Raw genomic sequence first — 24,726 nt, 5'->3', positions numbered from 1 at the left:
TACGTGGCGAAGTATTCAGATGGGCTCGACGCGGTGGCCTCAGCGCTCGCACAGCCATCGCGACGGCAGATCCTCAGCCGACTCAGCACTGGCGAAGCCACAAGTTCTGAACTCTCCGAGCTGACCGGGATCGGGCTTCCAACCATCGCCAAACATGCCGCTGCCCTGGCCGACGCAGGCCTCATCACCTCACGAAAGTCGGGTCGGGTGGTCACACACCGCATCCGGACGGTCGGTTTCGATGACCTGCAAACCTGGATCGCGACCCGCAAGTTGTTCTGGGACACCCAGCTCGATTCCCTCGAGAGACATCTGGAGAAGCCGTGACCGTTCGAACGGACCGCTTGGAACTCAGCCGCACTTTCCCTTTTGGCCAGGAGCTGCTGTGGTCGGCCTGGACTACCGAGGAGGGACTGGCCAAATGGTGGTGGAACACCTGGCCAGACACTCGATATTTTGTCGATGGCCACATCGGGGGCCGCTATCGAATCGAGGCCACCGACAAGGGGATCGCCGTGCACGGCGAATATCTGAGGTGGGACCCATGCGAACTCCTCGAGTTCAGTTGGATCTGGGCCGACAACGGACACGAAGAACCAGAGGAGCGAGTGCGCGTCACGTTCGCGCCTGATGAAGACGGCACTCGGGTGACAGTGCTGCACACTGGCCCGTGGACGACCCCTGAGCCCGCAGAGAACTACCGTCAGGGCTGGAGCTTCGTCCTCGACGCACTCGCCGACCTCAGCACCCTGACGAGTGCGCGCGTTCGTAGCGTCTCGATGTCCACAACCAGCCCGGACGGAGTCCGCAGCGCCGACAAGAACTAGACGTTGAAGCGTGTCATGTGGCCCTGGCCTCGTGGTTCGCCGGTTGGCTTGATGCCTTGGGGGAACTGTGGGGGAAGCAGGCCGGGTGCGCCCCTACCACGAGGGCAGCAGTTGGGACTGCGACGGGCTGTCGTGATTCTCGAGGAGCAGGATTCGTGTCTGCTCTACGCCAAGACTACCCGTTCGCCTCGATCCCCACTCGGCGCCTCATAGGCTGTCGCCGGTTAGTCATCCGAAGCGACGTGCAGATGCATGGGCCCATGGTCGATCACGACGAACCTGTGGAAGTTCGTCACGCTCTCACACCGCTGTAGGACATCACAGTTTGGCAACTGCCCAATCCAAGGCCTGGCGGCGACACCTACCTCATCGCACTGGGCGTCGGCCGATTCCCCCGTACGACTGCGACGACTGCACTGTTCGTCACCCGGCCTGTTGTGTCACGTCGGTGCGTTACCCAGATCGAATCGTCAATGTGCGGGGTACCACGCGAGTGATCGGTGAGATCCAATACGAGCAACTGCCCGAGCGGTACGTTTGTTGACTGGTACTCGACGGCCTGAGCTAAGTACGCAGCGTCAATGCTCTCTCTTGCCGCGTTACTAAGCTCGCGTTTGACCTCCGTGACGTACCGACGAGCTCCATCGAAGGTGACGATCACATCTGCACGACCACCCGCGATGTTGGAGTGCTCCTTCCCGACGCGGCCAGCTAGATCTGACGCACTGAGGAACTGGTGGAAGCCATCCTGGATAGCAGCTTCGAGTGGTGGCTGTGCGCCGCGAGGGATTGGTGCCGTATACGGCTGCGCGTTGTCGCCGACGAAGACGAGGAATCGCACGGTTTGAACGACGAGAAGAGAAAAATCTGCCTTCGCCATGCCGGTAAATGCGGTGTTCTCGCTGAGGTCGGCTACGAGGCGGGCGGATAGGCGCTCGATGGGCTCGTTTCGGGGCCGGTCACCTGCAAAGCTGCCGACGAAGGTCTGGCGAGCTGCGTTTTCGAGCTCTGCTCGACGAGGCTCTGAGAGGCTACCGAGCGCTGCCGACGCCGGCCCTAGAAGTGCAACGAGATATGGCTCGCTATGAGATGACTCCTCTGGCGCATCGCTCGATTCGCGCGGTGTAACCCTGCTGCTCTGGACCAGGTCGAAGAGTTCGTAGATCTCTGGCGGGAGCTCGGGTTCGTCGCGCCGCTTGTCGATGATGACGGCTCGCTCAAGCTGGTGTGCCATCGCCTGGCGCTGCGCGATTTCATTTGCGAGCTTTGGTCGGATGATCGTGGTGACGGTCTGCAGATTGGTGAACTGTCGGTCGGCTTCGTAGACCTTGATGATCGCGTCGACTGCGACCCAGGTATCGAGGAAGGCGTCTTCTTCGATCTCGGTCGCGGCGATCTCCAGCTGCCATGCCAGCGATATCCAAGCGAGTTGCGCCACGTGGCGCGCTGTGGCGTGGTGCCGACTGTGCATGCCGTAAGCGAGAAGCGCTCTTCGATCTGCAATGGATCGAGCTTCATGCGCCGCCGCAGAGAGCGACGCCTCGTCCGCCTCGTCGAAGGCGATGAGGGCAGTGCATGCTTGCGCAAAGGCGGCCGCGTCTTCGCGCCCCTCGACCTGACCAGAGAGCACCGCAAATCTGTCCCGGGCTTGACGGACTTTGCTGACGAGTTCGTTCTTGGTCGTTTGCATGAGAGCGTCTCGGAGATGCTCGACGGCGCTCTCGTAGGCCGCGTCTTCACTGCCGCGTTCAGCCAGCTCCGCCAAGGTTGCGGCGAAACGCTCCCGCTCCGTGGGCGCTGTCCAGACGTCTGCCGCGACGCCTAGCGCCCGCGCCAGCGGGTCCTCAAAGTCTTCGGGGTAGTCCTGGACCGGACCTGTGAGCAGTGCCAGCAGTCGGTAGGGAGCAACCGCCGTCCTTGCCGCCACTTCGAGTGCTATGTCGAGTTGCAGCCCCGCGAGCAACGGGCTCGACGTGATGGTTGCGGTCCCTGGAAGTAGGGCATCGTGAAGGGCGCTGGCTGCGAGATCCAGTGCTTGCTCGTCTTCGAGCAAGATGTCGGCCGTCTCTCGCAGCGCGAGGTAGCTGTGCTGCTGGGCCAAGCCCGCGGCAAAACTCTGTAATGCTGTCGTATGCGAGTCAGTCCATGGGCCGTCTTGCAGTTGAGCGCAGAAGGCGTGCGCGACATTCGGGGCGAGGGGGTCAGCTGCCAACTCCGCTGCTCCGGCGGCTACCTCGTCGACCGCCCCGAGTGACTCCAGAGTTATTGGTGCGCTCGAAACGGCTGCCGCGTGAGCGAGGCGTTCAATGATCGTCATCTGCACCTCCCGGGGCGACTCAATGAGGCTATATCGCTAGAAGATCGTCGTTTGACCAGGTTCGGGTGATATGTTGCCTGCCACCCCCGGCACCGACGCGGCGAGGGTCTTGTCCGCTGTCGTCACAAGGATTTGCAGTCCAGGCTCTTCAGCAGCGGCAGTGACCAAGCCTTGGAGAAGCGTCTGCGCGTGGTCGTCTTGCACCTCTTCGGCCTTGAGGCTGTCAAGCAAAAGGAGGCCCGGGTGCCCCGCGATGCCGCGACCGCGCGCTGTGCGTAGCAGTGCCACGACGAGGGCATACCGTAGGCGAAGCCGCTCACCCGGGCTCTGTGCGCTGAAGCTGGACCGCGCGCCTCCACCCTTGGTGACATCCATGTTGCCGTTGGCCTTGATCTTGATGCTCTCCAGCTCGCTAATGCCGAAGGAGAGCGCAAGATCGCGGGTGGCGTCACTGAGCTCCGTGTACAGCGATGCGCTTGCCTGTGCTATTTCACTCTTGAGGATTTCGCTCGCGGCACCGAGCACGACCACGGGCGCGGGTGGCTCGGTTTGTTCCGGTGTCATCGCCTCAAGCGCCTCCGCCACGGCGGTCGCGGCAGCGAGTTCGTGCTCCGCTTCGATCCGCTCGGTCGTCTGGTGTACACCCTGCGCCTGGGCTATCCGCTGGTCAATGGACTTGAGATCTGTCAGCGCAGTGTCGAGATCGGCTTGCGACTTGTTTCTCGCCGCATCTAGTGCATTCGTCGCCGCGCGGGTGGCGACAAATGCTTGGAGGGCTTGAGCCTCGCGCTCCGCATAGTCGTCTTCTTCGTCCGCGTAAAGCGTTGTGTCACAGACAGCACACTGGTGTTCGTCGTGCTCCCGTGAGCGGCGCTGGTCGCTGATCGGCGTCTCGCAGCGCGGGCAGAACTGAGGGTCCAAACCGTGAAACAGTGCGCTTGCCGCCTTCGACTCACGCAGACCATTGAGGGCTCTTTCGTCTGCAACCTGCGCAACTTGCGCCTCGCCGAAAGCGGTGGCAGCCGCTTCTGCCGCCTGTCTGGCAGCGGCAACCCGCCCGCCGGCCGCAGCGGCAAGCCCCGCCAACTCATGCAAACTCTCGGCTGGGGCCTGGTCGCGGAGCCTTCCAAGACGAGCTTCGGCGTTCGCCTGTCTGGCCTTCGCCTCTTCAAGCCGTCTCGCGACCGCGTCGTTCGCATCTCGCCCCCGCCGCTCGTCGGCCTTGAACTCGCTTTCGAGCCGTTGAGCGAGAGCCCGCACCCGCATTGAACGCGTCGCCTCGGGCATGTCCAGGAAGACTTGCATCAGCCTGACGGGAAGGTAGTCGCCCGCGGTGCTTCCGAGCAGGACCTTGTCGGCGCCGGATGGGGGGTACAGGACACCGAAGTACGAAGGCCAGCCATGCGATTTGATGACACCGGCTTCGTCATCGTTGCGTGCGCGGTTGAAGACCTGCATCTCCTCCAAGCCGAGCTGCGACATCATGAATGCACCGACCTGATCGGCCCACTGGTCGCCGCCATGAACGGTTGTAAGCTCGGTGGCGGCCTCGGCGATCGAGTCGTCACTCGCCGTCAGGGCTTCGATCGTGCCAGCCAGGATGTGGCCCTCGGTGATCTCGGATGCCTCTAGCGAGAGACGAAACCCGATCGGCTGCCCGTTGATATGCACATCGAGCGAGACTTCCTTGAGCCAGGACTGTACGTCTGCTTGCAGGTTACTCAACTCGCCCCTGAGTACGAGCGTGAGCACCTCGAGGATGCTGGTCTTGCCTCGGAGGTTGTCGGCCGCAATCACGGTGACACCGAGGTCGAAAGCGAAGGTCCTATCGAAGGGGCCAGGCTCGACACCCCCGGCCTTCTCTCCGCGGATGCGCAGACGATCGAGTCGAACGCTCCGATGGTGCCGGACGCTCGTCGTCAGGTTAAGCCCGTAGTCGCTCAGCACCTGCTCGACGACCTCCGGGGAGCAACTGGCCGCCGAAGCGATCTGTTCGACTAGGCTGGCGCCCTGTCCGCTCATTGCTGCCCTCCGCTATCTGTGATTGCCGATGCTTCGCGCAGCCGCTTTCTCGCGCGTTCAGCGATGCCGGCAATATGAGTTCCGAGCCCAGCGTCTGCGTACTCCGGCTGGAGGTACTGGATGTCACGCAGCGCACTACCACGGCGGCCAGCGGCGAGATCGGCTACCAGGATCGAGCGCTCGACGTAGTAGGACAGATCAGGTGCTGTATCAACGATCTTCTGTGCTGCGGCCCGTCCTGAAGTGGTGAGGTAGTAATCATGACGGCTGGTATGCCCGGCACTGCCGCGCTTTCTGCGTACGACCAGGCCCGGAGTGCGCAGTACCGACAGGGCCTCATCGAGCGGCTCGTAGGCACCAAAGAGATAGCGGAGCATCTGGTACGAGCGGACCTCGGGCTCGTCGCTCTCCAAAATCTGGCGAGCCAGATCGAGGTCATCAGCGCTGCCGTCACGCTCGAAGCGCGAGATCAGTTCGTCGGCGAGGTAGTCCGGGTTCCGAAGCCAGAAATCGAGCTTCTGAAGCAAGACCTGAGAGCGCAGGACCGCCACAGCATCTGGAGGTGCCTCGGTTGGTCGCGGATCGGGGACCGGTTCGGCAGCTGCATCAATGAGCAGCAAAAGGCGAACCGCATCCTGGTAGATGCTGGTCGTGCGCCCTTTCGCTACCTGCTCAAAGTTCGCCACGACCTGAGGCTAGCGCCACCGCGATCTCCCGTGCGAGGAAAGTTTGCCTAGCGCAGGCGGGCGACAGGGGCGCGGCTGCGCTGCGCCTGTGTGGCAACATCGCGGAGGCTTGGCTGCGCTGGCGGCGTAGGAATGCATCGACGACAGAGCCTGTTCGTCGTGGCCCGTCGGCCTCAATGTCGGTGTCTCCTGTTCGAGCGGAGACCTGGACGCATGGAGCACTCTGCCGTCGCAGTCTCCAACTGTCCGCAGGTCGGGCGGTGTTGGAAGGCGCGACGAAGCCACTGGGCGGCTGTCGCTTCAGGTAGCGAAGAGCTCAAGCGTTTCCGATGGCTCGGAACCGGTGCCCGGCGCTGGAACTGGCAATGTGCCCTCGCGTCTGTAATGGCTAAAGGCGCGCAAAGAGGTCGAGGGCAGAGGCTTCAATTTCACCGATTGACACCTGGTGTAGCTCTCTACCAACTTAGCCTGACGTATCCCCGCGGTGGGAAGCGTGCGGAGCTTCGACTACCAGCCCCCCCCCATCGCGACGGTCCGCAGGACCCGCTGTCTGTTGCTCGCCTGCCCTCGCCACGCAGCCGCATCCGTCGCCAGGCACGCGTGTGTCGCGTGCCGATGCGTCGCCGTTGCTGTTCGTGGCAGGTGACGCTGCAGCGTGGGACCACGGTGGTGGTCCTGCGCAGGGCTCCCTACGCGGGAGCGCGCACAAGTCTCCGAGGCATTCAGGGCTGATCCATCGGCGCCGGCGCCGGTTGGGCACGATCTTCACGCCGGTGATCACCGGAGATGACCGCCACGGCTATCACAGGACCTCCTTTCGACCGGACCAGCCCCCATGTACGGTCGCAGCGTGGAGCAGGGGCACGAGGCGGTTGCCGCCTTTCTCGACCACGAGACCCGGCAGGTGTGGGCCCGTCATCGGATCACTGGCGAGCCAGTGTTCGTTGCTCCAGGCGCTGCGGCGGAGGTCCGCAAGACGGCTCGTGCTGAGTGGACCTGTCTCTTCCCGGGATGCGAAGAGGTGATCTCGACGCGCGGCGGATCGAAGCGAGACCATTTCTTCCACGTCACGGCCGTCGAGCACTCGGGCGGCCCGGAGGGCGCCAACCACCTCGCGTCCAAGGCCATGCTCGCTCAATGGGCGGTTCGGGAGGCGCACGGTGGCGCCGACGTCGCCGAAGAACAGAGCATCAAGAACGTCGAGCTCGAGCTCAACCGCCGCCCCGACGTCCTGGTGACCTGGTCAACGGGTCAACGACTCGCTCTGGAGGTCGAGTACAAACACTTCCCCGCCGAACTCTGGGCTGCGAAGCAGACCGACCTCGACCGCGATGAGGTCACACACGCGCGTGCAGCTGGATCCGAAGCTTGCATCCGCGGTCCGGCTGCCGGCACTCGGGCGAACGCTCGCAGCGGCGGATCGGCATGTGCTTGTCATCAACCCAGTCACTCGCCAGATCGGGACGCTGGCCGGTGACTCGCGGTTCACAACGCGGCTTAGCAGCTGGGACTCCATTGCATGGTTGCGTATCGACGACTTGGATTCCTGTGTCCTGGATCCCGACCAGGGGCTGGTGACACCGACGATGCGGAGAATCGACGCTGCCATAAAGGGGGCCAGTCGCGCTGCCGCAGAAGAAGTAGCCGCCGAACGCGCGATCGAAGAAGCACTGGAAAAAGAAGAACAACGGCAGCACGCCGCTTGGCACGCATCGCAGGCGCGCCGATTGGTTCACCGCGTGTGGGGCAACTCCCCTCGCCTGCTGAGGGACCCGAGCGATCACGACTGGGCGATCGAAGCCATCCCAGTCCACTGGCACACCGCGCTCTACCAAGCAGTGATCCACAACGAACTAGGTCGCGACTTCGCACTCGACGACTGCTGGGACGCGCTCCGAGCCGCCTCGATCACCTGGACGCATGACGAGGACTACGCCCTCAAGGCTCTGGCGTCGTATCTCAACACGTTCGTCGATGCGGGCCTTGTCACGCCAGTCGGGCCCGAACGATGGCGCGCTTGCGCCAAGATCAACCGGTGGCAGCAGGTCCCCGGTCGCATGCCTCAAGCGTGACGGCAATGAGTGGTCGCACCTCGCGAGACGCACTGCTTCCAAGCGGTCCCGCTGGACTCGTGACGCCTGCCGCCCCAATGCGACGCTTTCCCGTTGTAGAAACTCGATCCCCTTGCCCAGCCGCCACACACACCGAAGAATCAAACGTGACAGCAGGCCAACCAAAGGGGGAACCGCCGTGAAGGTGACGACGCTCGCGAGCACGTGCGACAAGAACGACTGCCCGACGATCTACGAGACCGATCGAGACACGATTCTGATCCAGGGTGAGACGCCGACCGATCACGGTCTGACGATCCCCGCGCACGAGACCCTGGTGGAGATCCCCTTGGACCTGATCCGGAAGGCTTTCGGTGACCGGCTTGGCGCCTAAGACCCTGGGAGACCTGTTCGGCCAGTTTCAGCGCGAAGCCTTCCGCCTGGAGACTCTCGACGACTACAGCCGGTCCGGCAATGTCGACGCCTACCAGTTGTTCCTCGACGGCCAGGCCAAGCCCGCCGACTACAACCTGGACTGGCTCGACGAGGTGCGCACCCACACCGACGCGGGACGACGCATGTACCGCGTCCATGTGCTTCGCCGGCCCCTGACGCCCTACCTACGCTTCGAACTTGGCTGGGGCTACGCCACCAATGCCACGGCAGGTGAGGAGTTCTTCATCCTCGATGTGACCGAGCAGCCCACACAGCTACCTGACCACGTCGGCGACTTCTGGCTCTTCGACTCGACCACGCCAGCCCGGTTCAACTACAGCGACGGCAAGTTCGTCGGGGCCGATGTGCTGGCGGATGACCACGGCCCGGAGTACGTCGCCTACCGGGAGACGGCCCTGGCGCACGCAGTGCCGTTCGCAGACTGGTGGGCGACGTACGGCGAGTGAATCGTTCTGAGCTGGGCGCAGCGCTGCGGGCCCTACGGCAGGCTTCTGGCACGGAGGCCAAGTTCGTTGCCCGCAGCTCTGTCATGTCCGCGAGCAAGCTGAGCAAGATCGAGACGGGCAAGCTCTCCCCCAGTGCTGACGACGTCGACCGAATCCTGAGCTCCATCGGTGTGTCCGACGCGGTCAAAGCGGAGTACATGGAGGCCGCTCGTGCGGTGGCAACCGAGGCCACGGCCTGGCGCCTGATCCAACGTGCCGGTCTGCACAAGGCACAGAAGCAGCTGCAGGCCGTCGAGGCCGACATGGATCTCTTGCGGGTATTTCAGCCCGCGCTCGTGCCAGGCTTGCTGCAGACGCCGGAGTACATGCGAGCGATCCTGTCTCGGCACGATGACCTCACCGAAGAGACAGTGCGGCGCACCATGAGCGCACGGCTCGAGCGCCAGGAGGTTCTCTACGACGAGGACAAGACGCTGCGCTTCGTCATCACCGAACCGGTCCTGCGGTGGTTGATCGTTCCGACGCCGGTCATGGCCGGACAGCTGGACCGGCTCATCTCCCTGACGCGGCTGCCGAACATCGACCTGCGGGTCGTGCCGCTGACTGGCGCTCAACGGGACATTCCCAACCATGCCTTCGTGGTCCGCGACGACCGGTCCGTGAGCGTCGAGACCGTTCACGCGAAGGTCGTGGTGACCGACCCTCGAGATGTCGCCCTCTACGTCGCTAAGTTCGACGGGTTCGCCGAGCACGCTCTGTATGGCGAGGCCTTGAAGCCATTTCTTGAAGGCATACGAGACGACCTTGTGCGACAACGGGAAAGCGGCTAGTGCCGACCCGATAGCGGCCTCAGGATCATTCCCAGAGCAAGAGCACCTGGGGAGGTCCGACAATGAAAATGCCACCAGCGGCAACGGCAACGCATCTGATCGCGCTCGACATCGACGGCACGCTGATCGGCCGGGACGACAAGGTGCCGTCTGAGACGGTGCAGGCGTTGGAGCTGGTGCGCGCCAGCGGACATCACGTCGTGCTGGCAACCGGAAGATCACTTGTCGGGCTGCTCGCTGCCGCCCGGAAAATAGGCCTGACCGAGGGTTGGGCCGCCTGTTCCAACGGAGCCCTGACGGTACGTCTAGACGGAGGGGCATCGTCGGGATACAAGGTGGTGGAGGCCCGCAACTTCAGCGCGGGAGCGGTAGTCCGCCAGGCGACCCGGCTGTCGCCCGGCGTGGACGTCGCAGTTGAGGACGTTGGCTGGGGCTGGCGCGTGAACCACAAGTTCGGACCTGGGCTGCTCAACGGACCGCAGAAACTGACGCCGCTCGAAGATCTCTTGGCAGGACACGCTTCGCGAGTCGCACTCCACACCAGCCACGTCGCCGACCACGCGGATGCGCTACGTCACCTCGGAGTCACCGTGACGCCAGCGGGCCACAACTGGCTCGATGTCACAGCGCCCAGAACAAGCAAAGCCACCGCGCTGGAACAGATCCGCTGCCTGCTCGGGGTTGCCCCCGAGCACACCGTGGCGGTCGGCGACGGCGTGAACGACATCGACATGCTGGGCTGGGCAGCCCGTGGCGTCGCCATGGGACACGCACCTGACACCGTGCGCGAGGCAGCCGACGAGACCACCGGGGACATCGCAGACAACGGCGCAGTCCCGATCCTCCTGTCGCTTGTCCCTGCCCCGGCGCGCCGGCCGGGCTTGTCACCGCTTGGCGCACAACTTGCCGCAGCTGTCCACACTGCCGCAGAACGTGCGCCGGGCCCCCTCGTGGTCCGGGTCTGGCACGGTTCCAGTCCCGACCTCGCCGGATGTGAGGTCCACACGCTCCGGGCGGGCCGATGGGTTCGGCAGGCACCGGTCCCCGCTGGCAGAGCCTCCACAATGCGCGACGTCGAGCGCGCCGCTCGCGAAGCCGGCCTCACCTACCCGCGCGGCGATGAGGGACGACGACGTGCCCACTGGCGCACGGCCGCACTCGGGCCTCGGTCGGGACCCGCCGAATTCGAGCTCCCACTGACCTATGCCTGAACAGTCCTCTCGATCAGAGAAGCCATGCCGCAAGCGCGTTGCACACTGCCAACAGCCCGGGGATGATGGCCATGCACAAGGAAGTCCGTAAAGCAGTCGACGAGGCACGACGGGCCGGCTTCACCGTGCGCGAGCTGAGCGGCCATACCTGGGGTCATATCGAGTGCTCGTGCGGAGCACACGTCAAGGTGTTCTCCACCGGCCGCAACCCCGAGAACGGCGCGCGGCTGATCCGCAAATTCGTCGAACAGCACAGGAAGCACGTGTGATGACGGAATACGAGTTCTCCCTAGTTCTGGAACGCGATCCCGACGACGCCCAGACCGAAGCCATCGCGAGCAACGTGCCGTCCGTGACGGGCTTGGAGGGCGGCGGACCCGTCCCACTAGCGCACGTGGTCATCGACGCGGCGAACTTCGCGACAGCAGTCATTTCGGCCGTGCAGCAGCTCGAAGCGTTCGGCGCGCTCGTCGTGGGACTGCAGACCGACGACCTGATCTCGATCAAGGAGATCGCCACCCGCACAGGACGCAGCCGCGAGTCTGCGCGCCTGCTGGCGACCGGGAAGCGTGGCCCGGGAGGATTCCCCTCCCCCGTCTCCCCTGAGCCATGGAGCCTGTACTCCTGGACCGAGGTTGGAGGTTGGTTCTCCGAACACTTCCCGGAGCAGGACTTCGACCTGGACCGGCAGGCCACCGCCGCCGATCACTTCCTGCGTGGGAGGCACGTCACACGCATGGAGCCCAACGCGGCCGCCTGGGCGCAGCTCTTGTCCATCTGAGCAGGACGAAGCCGTGCAAGCACCACCCGACTTCTTGGAGCCGACCATCAACACGATCGCCCCGGATCTGTGGCTGACCCACGACGGCGTCGGCCTCGGCCCGCTCCGCGCCGACCTCGCCGAGACCTACTGGCGTTGGGAGAACTCGCTACCGGTGATGGCCGGCTACGCCCGCCAGACCCCAGAGTCCCTCACCGAACGCACCGCCGGCCTCGAAGCCCAGCTCGAAGGCAGCGCCGACCAGACCCGGTTCACCATCTACCGCCACCACGAGGACGCCTGGACGCCCGTCGGGATGACGTCCCTGCTGATAGACGACCGCTATCGCACCGCCGAGTTCTTCATCTACATCGGCGAACCCGACCACCGCGGGCACGGCACCGGCACCATCGCCACCACGATGGCCCTGGACTGGGCCTTCCACGTCACCGCGCTGCGCTGCGTCTACCTCGAGGTGCTGGCGAACAACACCGCCGCCATCCGCGCCTACGAGAAGGCCGGCTTTCGCACCGTCGGCACCCGACGTCGCACCGGCTCCTGGCTCGGCCAACCCGCCGACGAAGTCATCATGGACGCCATCCCCGAGGAGTACAGCGGACCACGACTCGTCGAAGCCGCCGTCCTCGGTACCCAGCGACCCCACCTATGACGGGTACTTCTCGGGCCGCTCTGAGCGCTTGAACCGAGAGCTGTGGGACGCCCAGACGACCTGCGTGCCGAGATCGCACTCGACGGACCCTCGTCGATCCGCCAGCTGTTCCGAATCGATCAACCCAAGCAGTCAACGTACAGGGGGAACGCATGACACAGACCGATGCGCAGACCGGCATCGAGGCCGACCCGTCGGTGAGTCCCGAAGACTTGCGTGAGCGGATGATCGCGGAGCTCATCGAGTCGGGCGTGCTCTCGGACCCGAAGATCGAGGCAGCGTTCCGTGCAGTACCGCGCGAGGTATTCGCGCCTGCAGGCACTCCGGCCGAGATGTCGTACGCGACCGACGACGCCCTGCGGACGCGGTTCGCCGACGACGGCAAGGCCCTGTCCTCGCTGTCCGCACCAACGATGCACGCGGGCAACCTGGCACAGGCCCAGATCGAGGACGGCCAGCGCGTGCTGGAGATCGGGTCCGGCGGCCCGAACGCGGCAATGCTCGCCCACCTCGTCGGACCCACCGGACAGGTCGTGAGCGTCGACATCGACGAAGGAGTCACCTCCCGGACACGCACCGGGCTCGCACAGCTCGGCCTCACCGACCGTGTCGAGGTCGTCACCGCCGACGCGGCCGAACCGCTCGGCCGTGATGTGTTCGACCGGATCATGGTCACCGTCTCGCCCTGGTCTCTGCCCGAGACGTGGGTCGAACAGCTCGCGCCCAACGGGATCCTGGTCGTCCCCCTTCAGGTCGCCCCGGGCCTCCAGCGCATCATCGGCTTCCGCAAGAAGGACGGGCGACTCGTCTCGGAGTCGACCGTGCCGGGCGGGTTCGTGCCGCTGCAGGGCGCGGGGCTGTTCAACCCCGCCTCTGCCCAGCTGACAGGCCCGTCAGGCAAGCCGGTCACCTTCAGGTTCCCCGGCAACGAGATCCCTGAGCAGTTTGGGGTGTCGGACAACGTCCTGGCGACTGACGCGGTTGAGGCCTGGTCTGGGGTGATCTACAAGAACCGCACCATCTGGCTCGACCTGCTCACCTACCTCTTGGTTCAGCCGGGTGCGTGCGCGATGGAGGCCGAGGACGCGACCGACCGCGGCTCTGACATGTCGTTCTACCCGGCCCTGGTCGATGGGGCGTCGTTCGCAGCGCTGCATCGCCGCGTTGCCTCGGAGACCACGCTCGAGGTCGGTGCGATCGGTAAGGGGCCCGACGCGGCCCGCCTCACCACGCGGCTCGCGGACCTGATCGCTCATTTTGGCGCTCATCACCGCGGCACCGAACCGCTGTTCCAGTGGTGGCCTACCGGCACCGAGCCCGGCGAGGTCCCGGCGTCCGTAACGGTCCTGCCACGCGCGCACGGCATCCTCACCATCAGCTGGCCTGTGGCGGGACCCGGATGATGAAGGTTCCGTGAGACGGGGCTATCAGCGCGACTTCGCCCTACTGATTCCGTGACGGGCCACGCGCAAGTCGCGACGATGTTGCGATGGACTCCACCGCAGCCTCGGTTGCCAGCGCCACGCCGCGCGACGTAGACGGACCAGACAGCTTCGACGACGCACTGAAGTTGTTCGGACTGGATGACGCATGGTTGCGCGGCTGGATCGTCGGAACTCTCGATTCCCTGTACGAGCGTGCCAACTGGGAAAGCTCTGTGTTCTGGATCCCCCCATACAAGGGCTACGTCGCGGTGGGACGTCCGCGTGTTCGCACGGCGTACGTCCGCCGAGACAGCATCCAATACCCGGCTGGAGATGGCTGGCCCATCATCCGATACCCACGTCGGTGAGCTACCTGTCCGACCAGCGCACCTTGTTTTCCCTCATCAACGCCGGTGGAAGCACGTCGTTTGCCTGGGCCCACGTCGCCCACGACGGCGTCCGGACCAGTTCTTCGGAAGCTGCCTCGAGCCACGCGGGTTCTGCGAGGGTCTCGTCCAAGGAACTCAGGATCGCGGCCTTCTCCTGCGCAGAGCATCCGAGCCGTGCCGGCTCGCGCGACCGGACATCGTGAGCGAGCGCTATGGCAACCAGAACCCGGGCGCCCGCAGGCTGCTGGGAAGCAAGGTGGCGCGCGTACTCGGTGAGCACGATCGGCGCCGGCGGGTACCGCGACAGACCCAGACCCATCCCACTGGCACCTGCCATCACACTGAGCAGGCGACCGGTGTGATCGACGAGCCCGTCGTCAACCACGGGTCGAATGATCGCTTCGTGGAGGCTTGCCGCGAGCGCGACCTTGCCCGCGAAGTACGCGTTGAGGAATTCACCGTCGCAGGCGTGACGCAGCAACCAGTCCCGGAACCCACCGGTGTACTCGCACATGGCCTCGACGTAGTACACGCGGCCCCACCCGGACGAGCGCTCCGCCAACCAGGGCAGGTTCTCTCCACCGCCTCGGACGCTGCGCAGGATGATTGCTGCGAGCGGCGCGAACTGGTCGGAGAGCAGCCCGATCGTCCTGACGACCTCGATGTCGTCGGCCGATGGCCGGGCGGCGAGAAGGACCAGCCCGATCGTTACGGCGCACCGATCACGCGCGTGTTCGACCAACCACCGCCCGTTACGTCGCACCAGCTCCGGATCCGCACGCAAGGCGACCGATCGGAGGTGGTCGTTCTGGTGTATCGGAACGTCGACACCATGGAAGGCTTTCTCGACCACGTCGAGATCGTCGTGCAGGTCGCTGAGAAACTCACCGAGGAGGTCCGCGGCTGCGGCCCCCAGGAGCATTGAATCCTTCGGACGGTGCACCTTGCGCCTGCGGTGTGCCTCGTCGTCGGGAAAGGGGTAGCCGTCTCTCGGCAGCGGGGCGTCCGGGTTCTCGTCGCGCAATCGGACCGCGTGCTCGAACAGTGAGCTCCGCGAAGCCGTCGGACCTACGGATCCGGTCGGCGGCGCAGCACGACCCGTCACGGTTCCTGCCCTCGCAGCCATGTCGCGATCTCGACGACGCCGTCGGCCGTCAGCCCGACAGACGGTTCGACCTGGAACAGCAGCGCGGGCCCAGGATGCTCCAGCTCGACGAACCAACGGTCCATCTCCGTGATGACGTCGTCGACCCACACGAACTGTCGGCCCGCCGCAACCCGAACCAGGGCGCGCGTCTTCCACCCCAGACCGTCCGGGTCGCCCTCGCCATAAGGCGGCAGGTCCGCGACCGTCAGCTCTGGTAGCCCGGCCCGCGGCGCGATCACGTCGTTCGCGTCCCCCATCCAGGCCGTCGCCCACACCACGTCGCAGCCCAGACCGAGCAGAAGCGGACCGAGCGCCGGATCGATGAAGTCGAGCTCCGGACGCGGCGCGTCGAGGTCCTTAGGCTTACCTTCACGAGGCTGAGGCAGCATCCCGGGTCCGCCGAACGGCAACAAGGTGCCGTCGACGTCGAGGAACAGCAGCGGGCGGGCAACAGTCACGCCCGCACGATAGCGGCCTGCGCACGTGGTCGGCAGCCGGCACCCGTCTGCCTTCCACACCGCCTGCATGGCTCACGCTCCGGGTCTGGTCCGAGCCCGCTGGAACACGGACTCTCGTACCTTTCCCATCGAACCCAAAGCACCATCCCGTCAGTAGCGCACCAGGGATGCGGTCACGACGCATTCTTGCTGCACCAGTACTCGCCGCGAGTTGGTGCGCGCAGCTGACCTGCACTGATACGTGCAGCAGTCCCGTCTAGACATTGGTGGCGTGAGCTCTCTCTTGATGCGCAGTGTCGACATGGTCCGCGTACCTGACCTGCACGGATAGGACTACACATGGGACCGCTGTATGGCTAGGCGACAGGACTTGTTATCTCCTATCTGTCGGCTTCGCCGGCCGGATCGAAGAAATCCTGGCCGTCAGAATCGAGACCGTGATTAAGGTGATCGCGTGATCTCGGGACTCCGTTGGACGCTGGCCCGGTTCCCTGTGCGGTGCGACGAGATCGCCGCTGGCTTACTTGGGTTCCGGCTTCCCAAGCCGGAACCGTCGCTGGCATGGCTCACCGAGACATGGGAACGGCGATGGTCGGGAGCTCTGCCGATCTCTTGGATGCTGAAGCACGATCTGTCCCGCACCTGGGTACGGTTCCACAGCCTGCCAGGATCCAAACGCTACGCCGACTCCGACGACGAGTACGAGATTCTCCTCGCCCGGCACCATCAAGTGCTCAGCGAGTTGCACGGCGGATCCGCACGAGACTTGCTGCTGATCCGTACGCGAGCTGACGCGAGGGGAAGATTCTCTGCCTCCAAGGACTTCCGCCTCGCGGCTCGGACGACACCTCTGTGGCAGACATTTCTTGACCGCGACGATTCCGCAGGTGACCCAGTCCGCTGGTACACCTTCGTCGACCGGATCGCACCAACACGAGAAGCCCTCGACCCGCTCCTGCGACGCATTGCCGACGACGAAGACCGCGCGATCCTCACCAATGACCAGCTCGACTGGCTCTATGCCCCGTATGACGGCGGCGCCGACGTCATCGTCGAGACGGTCGACCGGCGTGACCAGCTCCGGACCCGGCACATCGACTGGTTGCCAACGGGTGCGCAGATCTATCTGAAGGTCGAGGACCCTGACCTTCGTGACCATCTTCGTCGGCGTGGGGCTGACGGGGATATGCCTGCGCGGGACGTCGTCGTCGAGATACTCGCGTTCGTGAACGGCGACGAGGGCCGAAAGTGGGTCGACCTTCTACCACTGGACCAACGCGAATTCCCCGAACGCCGACTCCGTGAGTGGACGCTCATTCGCGAGGTTGCCGCGAAACCGCGCTCGATCATCGACGACCTGGCGGATGCATCGGACTGGTGCCAACGAAGGCTGGTCGAGCACGCGATGTCCGACCTCGTACTCGAAGAGCTTGCCGGGCATGGGTGGTCGAAGCGGGTAAGGAACGCGGCACGACAACGGCTGCGCGGCCACAGCCCTGGACCCTTGTGAGCTGTCTTGCTTTCCCTACGGACCACACGACATGCAGCGGCGTGCCGTCAATCGTATGGACCTCGCTGCCTGGGTGAAACGGCCATCCCGGCTCGGAACATCGTGGTCCAGAATGGGCGGCGATGACATCGCGCAACCCGTCCGCCCGGCAGCGTCTCTACGAGGCTGCGACACGCTGGTCCCTCGATCGAGGTGTCGACAATGCGTTTCTGGTCGACGCCGCCACGGACGCCCTCGTTTCGGGCGTCGACTCACCTACCCTTCGCGAGCTCGCCGGGGCCACGGCTCACGCGGATACCGAGGAACTGCGTGTGCTGCTCGAGTCTGCTTTGCAAGAGCTAATGCTGCCGCGCCCACGTGGGATTGCGCCCTCGGATGTCGTGGCGGACGACGGCGCCGTGGTTCCGCGGACGCCTGCCAAGACGATCCGGTTCGAGGTAGTGGCTGCCGACGTGCATGACGACTTCCAGGTGCTGGTCTTCGTCGACGACGTGGAGATGACAAGCCGTGCCGCTGGGGCCGGCATGGGGCCGGACAGCCTTTTCTTTCCGGAGAACCGGCTGGTCGCGTCCACCGAACCCCGTGTCGTGCCGATCGCGCGCTGCGAATGTGGCGAGTACGGGTGCGGAGCCACCCAGGTCCGAATCCTGCGCCAAGGCGACGCCGTGCACTGGGACTGGCTGCATGAGACGCCCATGGACCACGGCGTGACGTTCCGTGCCGACCAGTACGACGCCGCGGTCGCCCAGGTCGCCGCCGACCACTCCTGGGAACGCCCGCAGGACACCGCCCGGCGCCAGATCCTCACCGCCGGCGACAAGGAACGGCTGCGCGCCGAGGGCTTGACGCTGCGATCTCCTTATCCGGTCCACGACGACCCGTCGACCTACCGGGTCGCGCTACAGACACTCGACAACGTCTACCAGGTGTTCTTGCACTTTCCGCTGGACGGGCGAGAGCCGACGGCAATCGTCCCCGACGTGCTTCGGGTTCTGGGTGAGCCACCATCGAGCTGGTCCGCGCAGTTCCACGCGATATCGGCCGCAGTCAAGGAGCCACCTGCCATCGCTGGCCGACGCTGGACGAGGGCGGACCTCGCCTGGCCACGACGGAGGACATGATCGAAGGGCACGCGAGCGGCCTGTGCAAGCTCGCTCACCCTGGTGTGCGCACATCAATGAGGCGACGTGGGCCCAGTTCGCGACACCCGCCAACGCCTTCGACGGACACCAAGCAATGGTGCTAACAGATCTGAGCTTCGGTGGGTAATGCCTTGTGCCGTGTCGCGTCATCGTCGACTCCTCGCCGCTCTGTCCGACGCTTTCGCGGCTGTAGGTTGTCAACCGGCATTCGGCCTGGTCAGAGGACCAGGCCGAAACCCGGGTGATGCTCAGACGTTGAAGCGGAACTCCACCACGTCGCCGTCCTGCATCACGTAGTCCTTGCCCTCGATGCGGGCCTTGCCCGCCGCCTTCGCCGCGGCCACGGAGCCGGTCTCGACCAGGTCGTCGAACGAGATGACCTCGGCCTTGATGAAGCCGCGCTCGAAGTCGGTGTGGATCACGCCGGCGGCCTGCGGGGCCGTCCAGCCCCGGTGGATCGTCCAGGCGCGCGACTCCTTCGGGCCGGCGGTGAGGTAGGTCTGCAGGCCGAGGGTGTCGAAGCCGACGCGCGCGAGCTGGTCCAGGCCGGACTCCTCCTGGCCGGTCTCCGCGAGCATCTCGGCGGCCTCGTCGGGCTCCAGCTCGACGAGCTCGGACTCGAACTTGGCGTCGAGGAAGATGGCCTGCGCGGGCGCGACGACCTTGCGCAGCGCCTCCTGCGAGGCGGTGTCGGCCAGGCCGGCGTCGTCGGTGTTGAAGACGTAGATGAACGGCTTGGCCGTCATGAGCTGCAGGCTGGCGATCTCTGCGAGGTCCAGACCGGCGTCCTTGGCGCCCTGGTACAGGGTCACGCCGCTGTCGAGGATCTCCTGGGCCTTCTTCGCGGCCGCGTACAGGACGGGGTCGCCGCGCTTGATCTTGACCTCCTTCTCCATCCTCGGCAGTGCCTTCTCGAGGGTCTGGAGGTCGGCCAGGATGAGCTCGGTGGAGATGGTCTCGATGTCGCCGGGGGCGTCGAGCGAGCCGTCGACCCGCACCACGTCGGGGTCGTCGAAGGCGCGCGTGACCTGGCAGATCGCGTCGGCCTCGCGGATGTTCGCGAGGAACTTGTTGCCGAGGCCCTCGCCCTCGGAGGCGCCCTTGACGATGCCCGCGATGTCGACGAACGACACCGTGGCCGGCAGGGTGCGCTGGCTCTCGAAGATCTCGGCCAGCTTGTTCAGCCGCTCGTCGGGCAGCGAGACCACGCCCACGTTGGGCTCGATCGTGGCGAACGGGTAGTTCGCCGCGAGCACCTGGTTGCGGGTCAGAGCGTTGAAGAGGGTGGACTTGCCGACGTTGGGCAGGCCGACGATGCCGATAGTGAGAGCCACGTCGCGCAAGTTTACGTGGACGGAGCGGCGGCCGCGTCGATCAGGTCCAGGTCCCGGGTCGCGAACCGGTGATGCTCCCACTCCTCGGAGAGGATCACCGACACGCACTGCGCCGCGACGAAGGCCTCGGACTGGTCCATCCAGGGCGGCGGCTCGGCCGGGCTCCCGGCCTGCTCGGGCGTGACGGCGGCCAGGTACTCCCGCACCTCGCGCAGCCGACCGCGGCGGACCTCGAACACCTCGTCGTACGACGGCGCCGCGGCGAGCTCGATCCCGAGCGCCGGCGCCCCGGCGTCGAACGCGGTGTGCGGCACGCCGGCGGGCCAGAAGACGTCGTCGCGCCGGCCCTGCGCACCCCAGCGCAGCCAGCCGTCGGTGCAGAACACCAGGTGACGTAGGGTCCGGGCGAACGACCACTCGTCGTCGACCGAGACGTCCACCGTGCCCGGCGGCATCGCGGTCACCCGCTCGACGGTGGCCTCCCACATGGTCTCGAACGCGTCCAGGGCCGTGCGGAGGCCGGCGATCGACCGGTCCTGGAGCAGTGCACGCTCCGGGTACCGCCGGTTCAGCTCGGCCTCGACCAACGGCTCCACCTCGACGCCGTTGATCCGCAGACCGTAGATGTAGCCGTCGAGGTCGGCACCGGCCAGCTCCACCCCGCGCATCCGCACACCGTTCAGGACGACCTCGCGGAACGAGGCGCCGCTCATGTCGGCGTCGTGGACCTGGGCCCCGCGGAGGTTCGCGGGGCCCATCCGGTCGACGCGCCCTGTGACGTGGTTCATGCGGGCGACGCTACGCCGAGCCACTGACACCCGGCCCGGCCTACGGGAACGACTGCACCTGCTGGAGCAGCTCCGGCAGCCGCCGGTCGAACACGCGGGCACCGAACCGGACCGCGAGCACCAGGATCAGCGCGCCGTACAGGACGCCGACCACGAGGGTGGCCGCGCCCCAGGGCACCCCGCCCAGGACCACGGCCGCGATGCCCACCGCGAGCACCGGCACCGACAGCCCGGCCGTGATCACGAAGCCGATGCCCTGGGACACCATCGTGGCCATCGCCGCGCCCTGCGGGGACTTGAGCGGGCTCTCCCCCGGCTTGGCCACCGGGTAGACGAGCCGGGCGGACGCCGCGCTCGACACCCCGGTGCTGACCAGCAGCAACCCGAACGCGAGCCCGAGCAGCGGCAGCGCGAGGTGCCACGAGTCGGCCACCCACACCGACGCGATGACCGTCGCGGCGCTGACCAGCGGCCCCACCGTGAGCATCGGGATGGCCCGGCCCCAGCGGTCCGCCTTGCCGTCGACGCCGGACGCGACGTGCAGGGCGAACGCCGTGTTGTCGTAGGCGATGTCGTTGGAGATGCTGAAGCCGAGGATCCAGGCCACGAACGGGCCCGTGGCCAGCAGCAGGAAGTAGTTGCCCGTGCTCTGGCTGGAGAAATACATGATCACGGGCAGCAGCGGCACGATCGCGAGCGAGCCGGAGTAGCGCGGGTCCCGCAGCCAGTAGGTCGCGGTCCGAGCGGCCACGGCCCACGTGGGCGAGAACGGCACCCGGCCGAACGCGCCCAGGCCCTTGGCCCGGCCACCGCCGCCGTCGCCGACGGGCGGGCGCTCCAGCGCCCGGGCCAGCGCCCGGTCCCAGACCAGCCAGGCCAGCACGATGGTGCCGAGCGCCACGGCGAGCCGGCCGACCAGGCCGGCCCAGTCGCCGTCGTGCGCCGTGCCCGCGAGCGACCAGGCCGCGCCGAAGGGCGTCCACCCCACGACCCCGGCGGCCTGCTCGAAGACGGGCAGGAGCTGCATGCCGGTGCTGCTGCCCGGGTTGGCCTCGATCGACGTCTCGGCACCGTTCGCGAGCCAGCCGATGAGCGGGCCGATCGACACCACCAGCACCAGCGCCACGAGCGTGACGACCTCGCGGTAGCGCCGGGACTCCAGCACGGGTGCGAGCAGGGTGGTGATCGCCCGGGACCCGAGGATGCAGGTCGCGACGCCGAGCGCCGCGCCGAGGAGCGCCACCAGGAGCGTGCCCGGCTCCAGCACCCAGGCGAAGGACGTGCCGAGAGCGGTCAGGACGGTCGCGATGCCGGGCACCGAGACCAGGCCGGCCACGGCGAGCCCGGCCACGAGGGTGCGGCGCGGGATGGCGTAGGTCGAGAACCGGTGCGGGTCGAGCGTGGCGTCGACGCCGAAGGCGAAGATGGGGATGAGCCACCACCCGAGGACGGTGAGGGCTCCGCCCAGGGTGATCGCCAGGCCGGCCCAGGCCGGGTCCTCGAAGACGCCGAGCCCCACCACGGCGACGACCACCAGGCCGACGATGCTCAGGGCGTACACCGCGGCGACGATCATGCCGATCGTCTGCCACACGCTCTTGCGGAACGTGTTGCCCATCAGCGTCAGCTTGAGGGTCAGGAACCGCGCAACCATGAGAGCCCTTCCGCGTGCTGGCGGCCGCCGACGAGGTCGACGAACCGGTCCTCGAGGCTCTGCTCGCCGCGCACCTCGTCGACCGTGCCCGCGGCCAGCACCTGGCCGCCGGCCAGGACCGCGACGTGGTCGCACATGCGCTGCACCAGGTCCATCACGTGGCTGGAGACGATCACGGTGCCGCCGCCGGCCACGTAGTCCTTGAGGATGTCGCGGATGTTGGCGGCGCTGACCGGGTCCACGGCCTCGAACGGCTCGTCCAGGACCAGGGTGCGGGGCGCGTGGATCATGGCGCTGCCCAGCGCGATCTTCTTGGTCATGCCCGCGGAGTAGTCGACGACGAACGTGTCGGCGTCGGCGCTCAGGTCGAGGGCCTGCAGCAGGTCGCCGGTGCGCTCGACGACCGTGTCCTTGTCCATCCCGCGCAGCATCCCCGCGTACGTGAGGAGCTGGCGTCCGGTCAGGCGGTCGAACAGACGGACGCCGTCGGGCAGCACGCCGAGGGTGGCCTTGGCCTCGTCCGGGCGCGCCCAGAGGTCGACGCCGTGGACCCAGGCCGTGCCGAAGTCGGGGCGCAGCAGTCCGGTGGCCATCGACAGCATGGTGGTCTTGCCCGCGCCGTTGGGGCCGACGAGGCCGTAGAACGAACCGGCGGGCACGTCCAGGCTGACGCCGGAGACGGCGATCTTCTGCCCGAACCGCTTCCACAGGCCGCGCACGCTGAGCGCCGCGGAGGGGTCGTACGGGGGCGGCTCCGGGGCGCCCTGCGGGCCGGGGCTGCCCGGCGGGCTCGAGTCGACTGGGGTCGTCATGGCACCCAACCTAACCGGGACGTCCGACACGCCGGATCCGACGCGAGGATGAGTGGGGGTGATAGCTGGTCCGTCTCGGGACGGACGGCGCCGCCGAGGGCGCCACCAGGGACGACGCCGGACCGCCCGCTGCCGCATACGGGGACGATTGGGAACGCGCGGGGTGTCGGCGTACGGGAGTGTCGGTGACTCGTGGCAGCCTGTCGCACATGGACATCGCCGCAACGATTCTGCTGGCCCTCGGCGCCCTCGTCGTGGGCGCGCTGCTGGGGTGGCTCGGGCACGCCCAGCGCAGCACGTCCGCCGTGCGCGAGGCGGACCTCGAGGCCGTGCGGCTGCGCGCGCAGGTCGAGTCCGCCGAGCGCCAGGTGGAGGCCGCGCGGGACCGCGCGGACGAGCAGATCACCGATGCCCGGGAGCGCGCCGCCGAGCAGATCGCGGCAGCCCGCACCGAGCAGGAGCATGCGCGGCGGCAGTTCCAGGCACTCGCCGGCGACGCGCTGGACGCCAACAGCAAGCGGTTCCTGGAGCTCGCGGAGGAGCGGCTCAAGCGGTCGGCGTCGGCCGGCGAGCAGGCCCTGGCCCAGCGCGAGCAGGCCGTGAAGTCGCTGGTGGACCCGCTGACCAAGGCGGTCGAGCTGGTGCGCGGCGAGGTGCTGCAGGCCGAGAAGGCCCGGATCGAGGGGCAGGGCGCGCTGGTCGAGCAGATGCGCAACGTCGCCGAGGTCTCGGCCGAGCTCCGCAACGGGACGGCGGACCTGGTCACGGCGCTGCGCTCGTCGCAGACCCGCGGTGCCTGGGGCGAGCTGCAGCTCCGCAAGGTCGTGGAGTCCGCGGGCATGATCAACCGCGTCGACTTCACCGAGCAGGCGCAGGTCACGACGGAGGACGGCATCCTCCGCCCGGACATGGTCATCAACCTCGCCGGCGGCAAGCGCGTCGTCGTGGACGCCAAGGTCGCGTTCCTCGGCTTCCTGGAGGCTCAGCAGTCCGACGACGCCGCGTATCGCGAGCAGCGGCTCGACGCGCACGTGCGGCACATGCGCAAGCACGTGGACGACCTGGCGGGCAAGAAGTACTGGAACCAGTTCGAGCCTGCGCCCGAGTTCGTCGTGATGTTCGTGCCCGCGGAGGCGTTCCTGTCGGCGTCGCTGGAGCGCGCCCCGGAGCTGCTGGAGTACGCGGCGCAGAAGAACGTCATCATCGCGACGCCCACCACGATGCTCGCCCTGCTGCGCACCGTGGCCTACGCCTGGCGGCAGGAGGCCCTGGCCGAGAACGCGCAGAAGGTGCTCAGCGTGGGCAAGGAGCTGTACGCCCGCCTGGTCACGATGACCGGCCACGTCACCCGGACGGGCCGCGCGCTGGAGTCGGCGACGAAGAGCTACAACCAGATGATCGGCTCGCTGGAGCGCAACGTGCTCACGTCGGCCCGGCGCATGGTCGAGCTCGACGTGGTCGACGAGAAGGACGGCATCGACGAGGTCAGGGGCATCGAGGAGGTGCCGCGGCCGATCACGAAGCCCGAGCTGCTCGCCGCCGAGGAGGGCGGCATCGTCGCGATCGACCGGGCCCAGGAGCAGGAGGCCGAGGGCATCCTCGTGCAGGCGCTGGAGGTCACCGAGCTGGCGGTCACCGACAAGCGCGCACTGGAAGCGGTCGAGGACGCGGCGGCCAAGAACCAGTCCAAGGACAGCGCGGCGGGCTGAGCCCGGGCGGACCGGCGCGGCAAGCGCGGCCCGGCCGGATCCGGGTGGTCGGTAGAACGTCAGGAGGTCGGCAACTCGAGTTG

At 66.7% G+C, this 24,726-nt stretch carries 25 protein-coding genes; 16 read left to right on the top strand and 9 right to left on the bottom strand.

Going from position 1 to position 24,726, the window contains the following annotated elements:
- Positions 1-3: 3 nt before the first annotated feature.
- A complete protein-coding gene (locus ACFU5G_RS13870; protein WP_377245269.1) occupies positions 4-327 on the top strand; it encodes an ArsR/SmtB family transcription factor in 324 nt (107 codons plus the stop codon).
- Positions 324-827: an SRPBCC domain-containing protein gene (locus ACFU5G_RS13865; RefSeq protein ID WP_377245266.1), complete on the top strand. Its 504-nt coding sequence runs from the start codon at positions 324-326 to the stop codon at positions 825-827. Before ACFU5G_RS13870 ends, ACFU5G_RS13865 begins: the two co-directional genes overlap by 4 nt.
- 361 nt (positions 828-1,188) lie before the next feature.
- Here ACFU5G_RS13865 and ACFU5G_RS13860 read toward each other — a convergent pair whose 3' ends face one another.
- Genes ACFU5G_RS13860 through ACFU5G_RS13850 form a run of 3 tightly spaced genes read right to left on the bottom strand, consistent with a single transcriptional unit; the run spans position 1,189 to position 5,852 of the window.
- On the bottom strand, positions 1,189-3,144 hold the full coding sequence (locus ACFU5G_RS13860) for a hypothetical protein (RefSeq protein WP_377245263.1): 1,956 nt from the start codon (positions 3,142-3,144) through the stop codon (positions 1,189-1,191).
- A gap of 36 nt (positions 3,145-3,180) precedes the next feature.
- A complete protein-coding gene (locus ACFU5G_RS13855; protein WP_377245260.1) occupies positions 3,181-5,166 on the bottom strand; it encodes a hypothetical protein in 1,986 nt (661 codons plus the stop codon).
- Positions 5,163-5,852, bottom strand: coding sequence for a hypothetical protein (locus tag ACFU5G_RS13850; RefSeq protein WP_377245257.1), 690 nt, complete (start codon positions 5,850-5,852; stop codon positions 5,163-5,165). Before ACFU5G_RS13850 ends, ACFU5G_RS13855 begins: the two co-directional genes overlap by 4 nt.
- 850 nt (positions 5,853-6,702) lie before the next feature.
- On the opposite strand from ACFU5G_RS13850, the gene ACFU5G_RS13845 reads away from it, so the two are divergent.
- From ACFU5G_RS13845 to ACFU5G_RS13795, 11 genes are all read left to right on the top strand, one after another.
- Positions 6,703-7,329: a competence protein CoiA family protein gene (locus tag ACFU5G_RS13845; RefSeq protein ID WP_377245254.1), complete on the top strand. Its 627-nt coding sequence runs from the start codon at positions 6,703-6,705 to the stop codon at positions 7,327-7,329.
- A gap of 46 nt (positions 7,330-7,375) precedes the next feature.
- Positions 7,376-7,924, top strand: coding sequence for a hypothetical protein (locus ACFU5G_RS13840; RefSeq protein WP_377245251.1), 549 nt, complete (start codon positions 7,376-7,378; stop codon positions 7,922-7,924).
- A gap of 178 nt (positions 7,925-8,102) precedes the next feature.
- The gene (locus ACFU5G_RS13835) at positions 8,103-8,297 is read left to right on the top strand and encodes a hypothetical protein (protein ID WP_377245248.1); all 195 of its coding nucleotides are present in this window, start codon (positions 8,103-8,105) and stop codon (positions 8,295-8,297) included.
- On the top strand, positions 8,278-8,805 hold the full coding sequence (locus ACFU5G_RS13830; protein ID WP_377245245.1) for a DUF6879 family protein: 528 nt from the start codon (positions 8,278-8,280) through the stop codon (positions 8,803-8,805). Before ACFU5G_RS13835 ends, ACFU5G_RS13830 begins: the two co-directional genes overlap by 20 nt.
- Positions 8,784-9,635, top strand: a complete 852-nt coding sequence (locus tag ACFU5G_RS13825; protein WP_377245242.1) for a helix-turn-helix domain-containing protein — start codon at positions 8,784-8,786, stop codon at positions 9,633-9,635. Before ACFU5G_RS13830 ends, ACFU5G_RS13825 begins: the two co-directional genes overlap by 22 nt.
- A 62-nt stretch (positions 9,636-9,697) precedes the next feature.
- Positions 9,698-10,846, top strand: a complete 1,149-nt coding sequence (locus tag ACFU5G_RS13820; RefSeq protein ID WP_377245239.1) for an HAD family hydrolase — start codon at positions 9,698-9,700, stop codon at positions 10,844-10,846.
- A gap of 71 nt (positions 10,847-10,917) precedes the next feature.
- The gene (locus ACFU5G_RS13815) at positions 10,918-11,115 is read left to right on the top strand and encodes a hypothetical protein (protein ID WP_377245236.1); all 198 of its coding nucleotides are present in this window, start codon (positions 10,918-10,920) and stop codon (positions 11,113-11,115) included.
- Positions 11,115-11,627 (top strand): hypothetical protein, encoded by a 513-nt coding sequence (locus tag ACFU5G_RS13810; RefSeq protein WP_377245233.1) that lies wholly within the window; start codon positions 11,115-11,117, stop codon positions 11,625-11,627. The genes ACFU5G_RS13815 and ACFU5G_RS13810 overlap by 1 nt, the downstream gene beginning before the upstream one ends.
- A gap of 34 nt (positions 11,628-11,661) precedes the next feature.
- On the top strand, positions 11,662-12,276 hold the full coding sequence (locus ACFU5G_RS13805; RefSeq protein ID WP_377245230.1) for a GNAT family N-acetyltransferase: 615 nt from the start codon (positions 11,662-11,664) through the stop codon (positions 12,274-12,276).
- A 152-nt stretch (positions 12,277-12,428) separates the two neighbouring features.
- Positions 12,429-13,679, top strand: a complete 1,251-nt coding sequence (gene fxlM / locus ACFU5G_RS13800) for a methyltransferase, FxLD system (protein WP_377245227.1) — start codon at positions 12,429-12,431, stop codon at positions 13,677-13,679.
- 86 nt (positions 13,680-13,765) lie between these two features.
- A complete protein-coding gene (locus tag ACFU5G_RS13795; RefSeq protein WP_377245224.1) occupies positions 13,766-14,068 on the top strand; it encodes a hypothetical protein in 303 nt (100 codons plus the stop codon).
- A gap of 1 nt (position 14,069) precedes the next feature.
- Here ACFU5G_RS13795 and ACFU5G_RS13790 read toward each other — a convergent pair whose 3' ends face one another.
- Both ACFU5G_RS13790 and ACFU5G_RS13785 read right to left on the bottom strand, forming a co-directional pair.
- The gene (locus ACFU5G_RS13790; protein ID WP_377245221.1) at positions 14,070-15,113 is read right to left on the bottom strand and encodes a hypothetical protein; all 1,044 of its coding nucleotides are present in this window, start codon (positions 15,111-15,113) and stop codon (positions 14,070-14,072) included.
- A gap of 77 nt (positions 15,114-15,190) precedes the next feature.
- Complete coding sequence (locus ACFU5G_RS13785) at positions 15,191-15,694, bottom strand: HAD domain-containing protein (RefSeq protein WP_377245218.1); 504 nt, start codon at positions 15,692-15,694, stop codon at positions 15,191-15,193.
- 454 nt (positions 15,695-16,148) lie between these two features.
- Here ACFU5G_RS13785 and ACFU5G_RS13780 point away from each other — a divergent pair, with 454 nt between their 5' ends.
- Complete coding sequence (locus ACFU5G_RS13780; protein WP_377245215.1) at positions 16,149-17,204, top strand: hypothetical protein; 1,056 nt, start codon at positions 16,149-16,151, stop codon at positions 17,202-17,204.
- A gap of 122 nt (positions 17,205-17,326) precedes the next feature.
- Positions 17,327-18,325 (top strand): hypothetical protein, encoded by a 999-nt coding sequence (locus tag ACFU5G_RS13775; protein ID WP_377245212.1) that lies wholly within the window; start codon positions 17,327-17,329, stop codon positions 18,323-18,325.
- A gap of 269 nt (positions 18,326-18,594) precedes the next feature.
- Here the strand turns inward: ACFU5G_RS13775 and ychF are convergent, their stop codons facing one another.
- Genes ychF through ACFU5G_RS13755 form a run of 4 tightly spaced genes read right to left on the bottom strand, consistent with a single transcriptional unit; the run spans position 18,595 to position 22,934 of the window.
- Positions 18,595-19,680 (bottom strand): redox-regulated ATPase YchF, encoded by a 1,086-nt coding sequence (gene ychF / locus ACFU5G_RS13770; protein ID WP_182613997.1) that lies wholly within the window; start codon positions 19,678-19,680, stop codon positions 18,595-18,597.
- Between the two features lie 11 nt (positions 19,681-19,691).
- Positions 19,692-20,468 (bottom strand): DinB family protein, encoded by a 777-nt coding sequence (locus tag ACFU5G_RS13765; protein ID WP_377245209.1) that lies wholly within the window; start codon positions 20,466-20,468, stop codon positions 19,692-19,694.
- 40 nt (positions 20,469-20,508) lie between these two features.
- A complete protein-coding gene (locus ACFU5G_RS13760; protein ID WP_377245206.1) occupies positions 20,509-22,122 on the bottom strand; it encodes a hypothetical protein in 1,614 nt (537 codons plus the stop codon).
- Positions 22,104-22,934: an ABC transporter ATP-binding protein gene (locus ACFU5G_RS13755; RefSeq protein WP_377245203.1), complete on the bottom strand. Its 831-nt coding sequence runs from the start codon at positions 22,932-22,934 to the stop codon at positions 22,104-22,106. The genes ACFU5G_RS13760 and ACFU5G_RS13755 overlap by 19 nt, the downstream gene beginning before the upstream one ends.
- A gap of 209 nt (positions 22,935-23,143) precedes the next feature.
- Between ACFU5G_RS13755 and rmuC the strand changes: the two genes are divergently transcribed.
- A complete protein-coding gene (gene rmuC, locus ACFU5G_RS13750) occupies positions 23,144-24,643 on the top strand; it encodes a DNA recombination protein RmuC (RefSeq protein WP_377245200.1) in 1,500 nt (499 codons plus the stop codon).
- Positions 24,644-24,726: the final 83 nt, after the last annotated feature.

The organism is Promicromonospora sp. NPDC057488, assembly GCF_042802395.1.
In the GTDB taxonomy this organism is placed as follows: Bacteria; Actinomycetota; Actinomycetes; order Actinomycetales; family Cellulomonadaceae; genus Promicromonospora.
The sequence above is the reverse complement of the archived record's forward strand: the minus strand, read 5'-3'. Positions and strand labels throughout refer to the sequence as shown.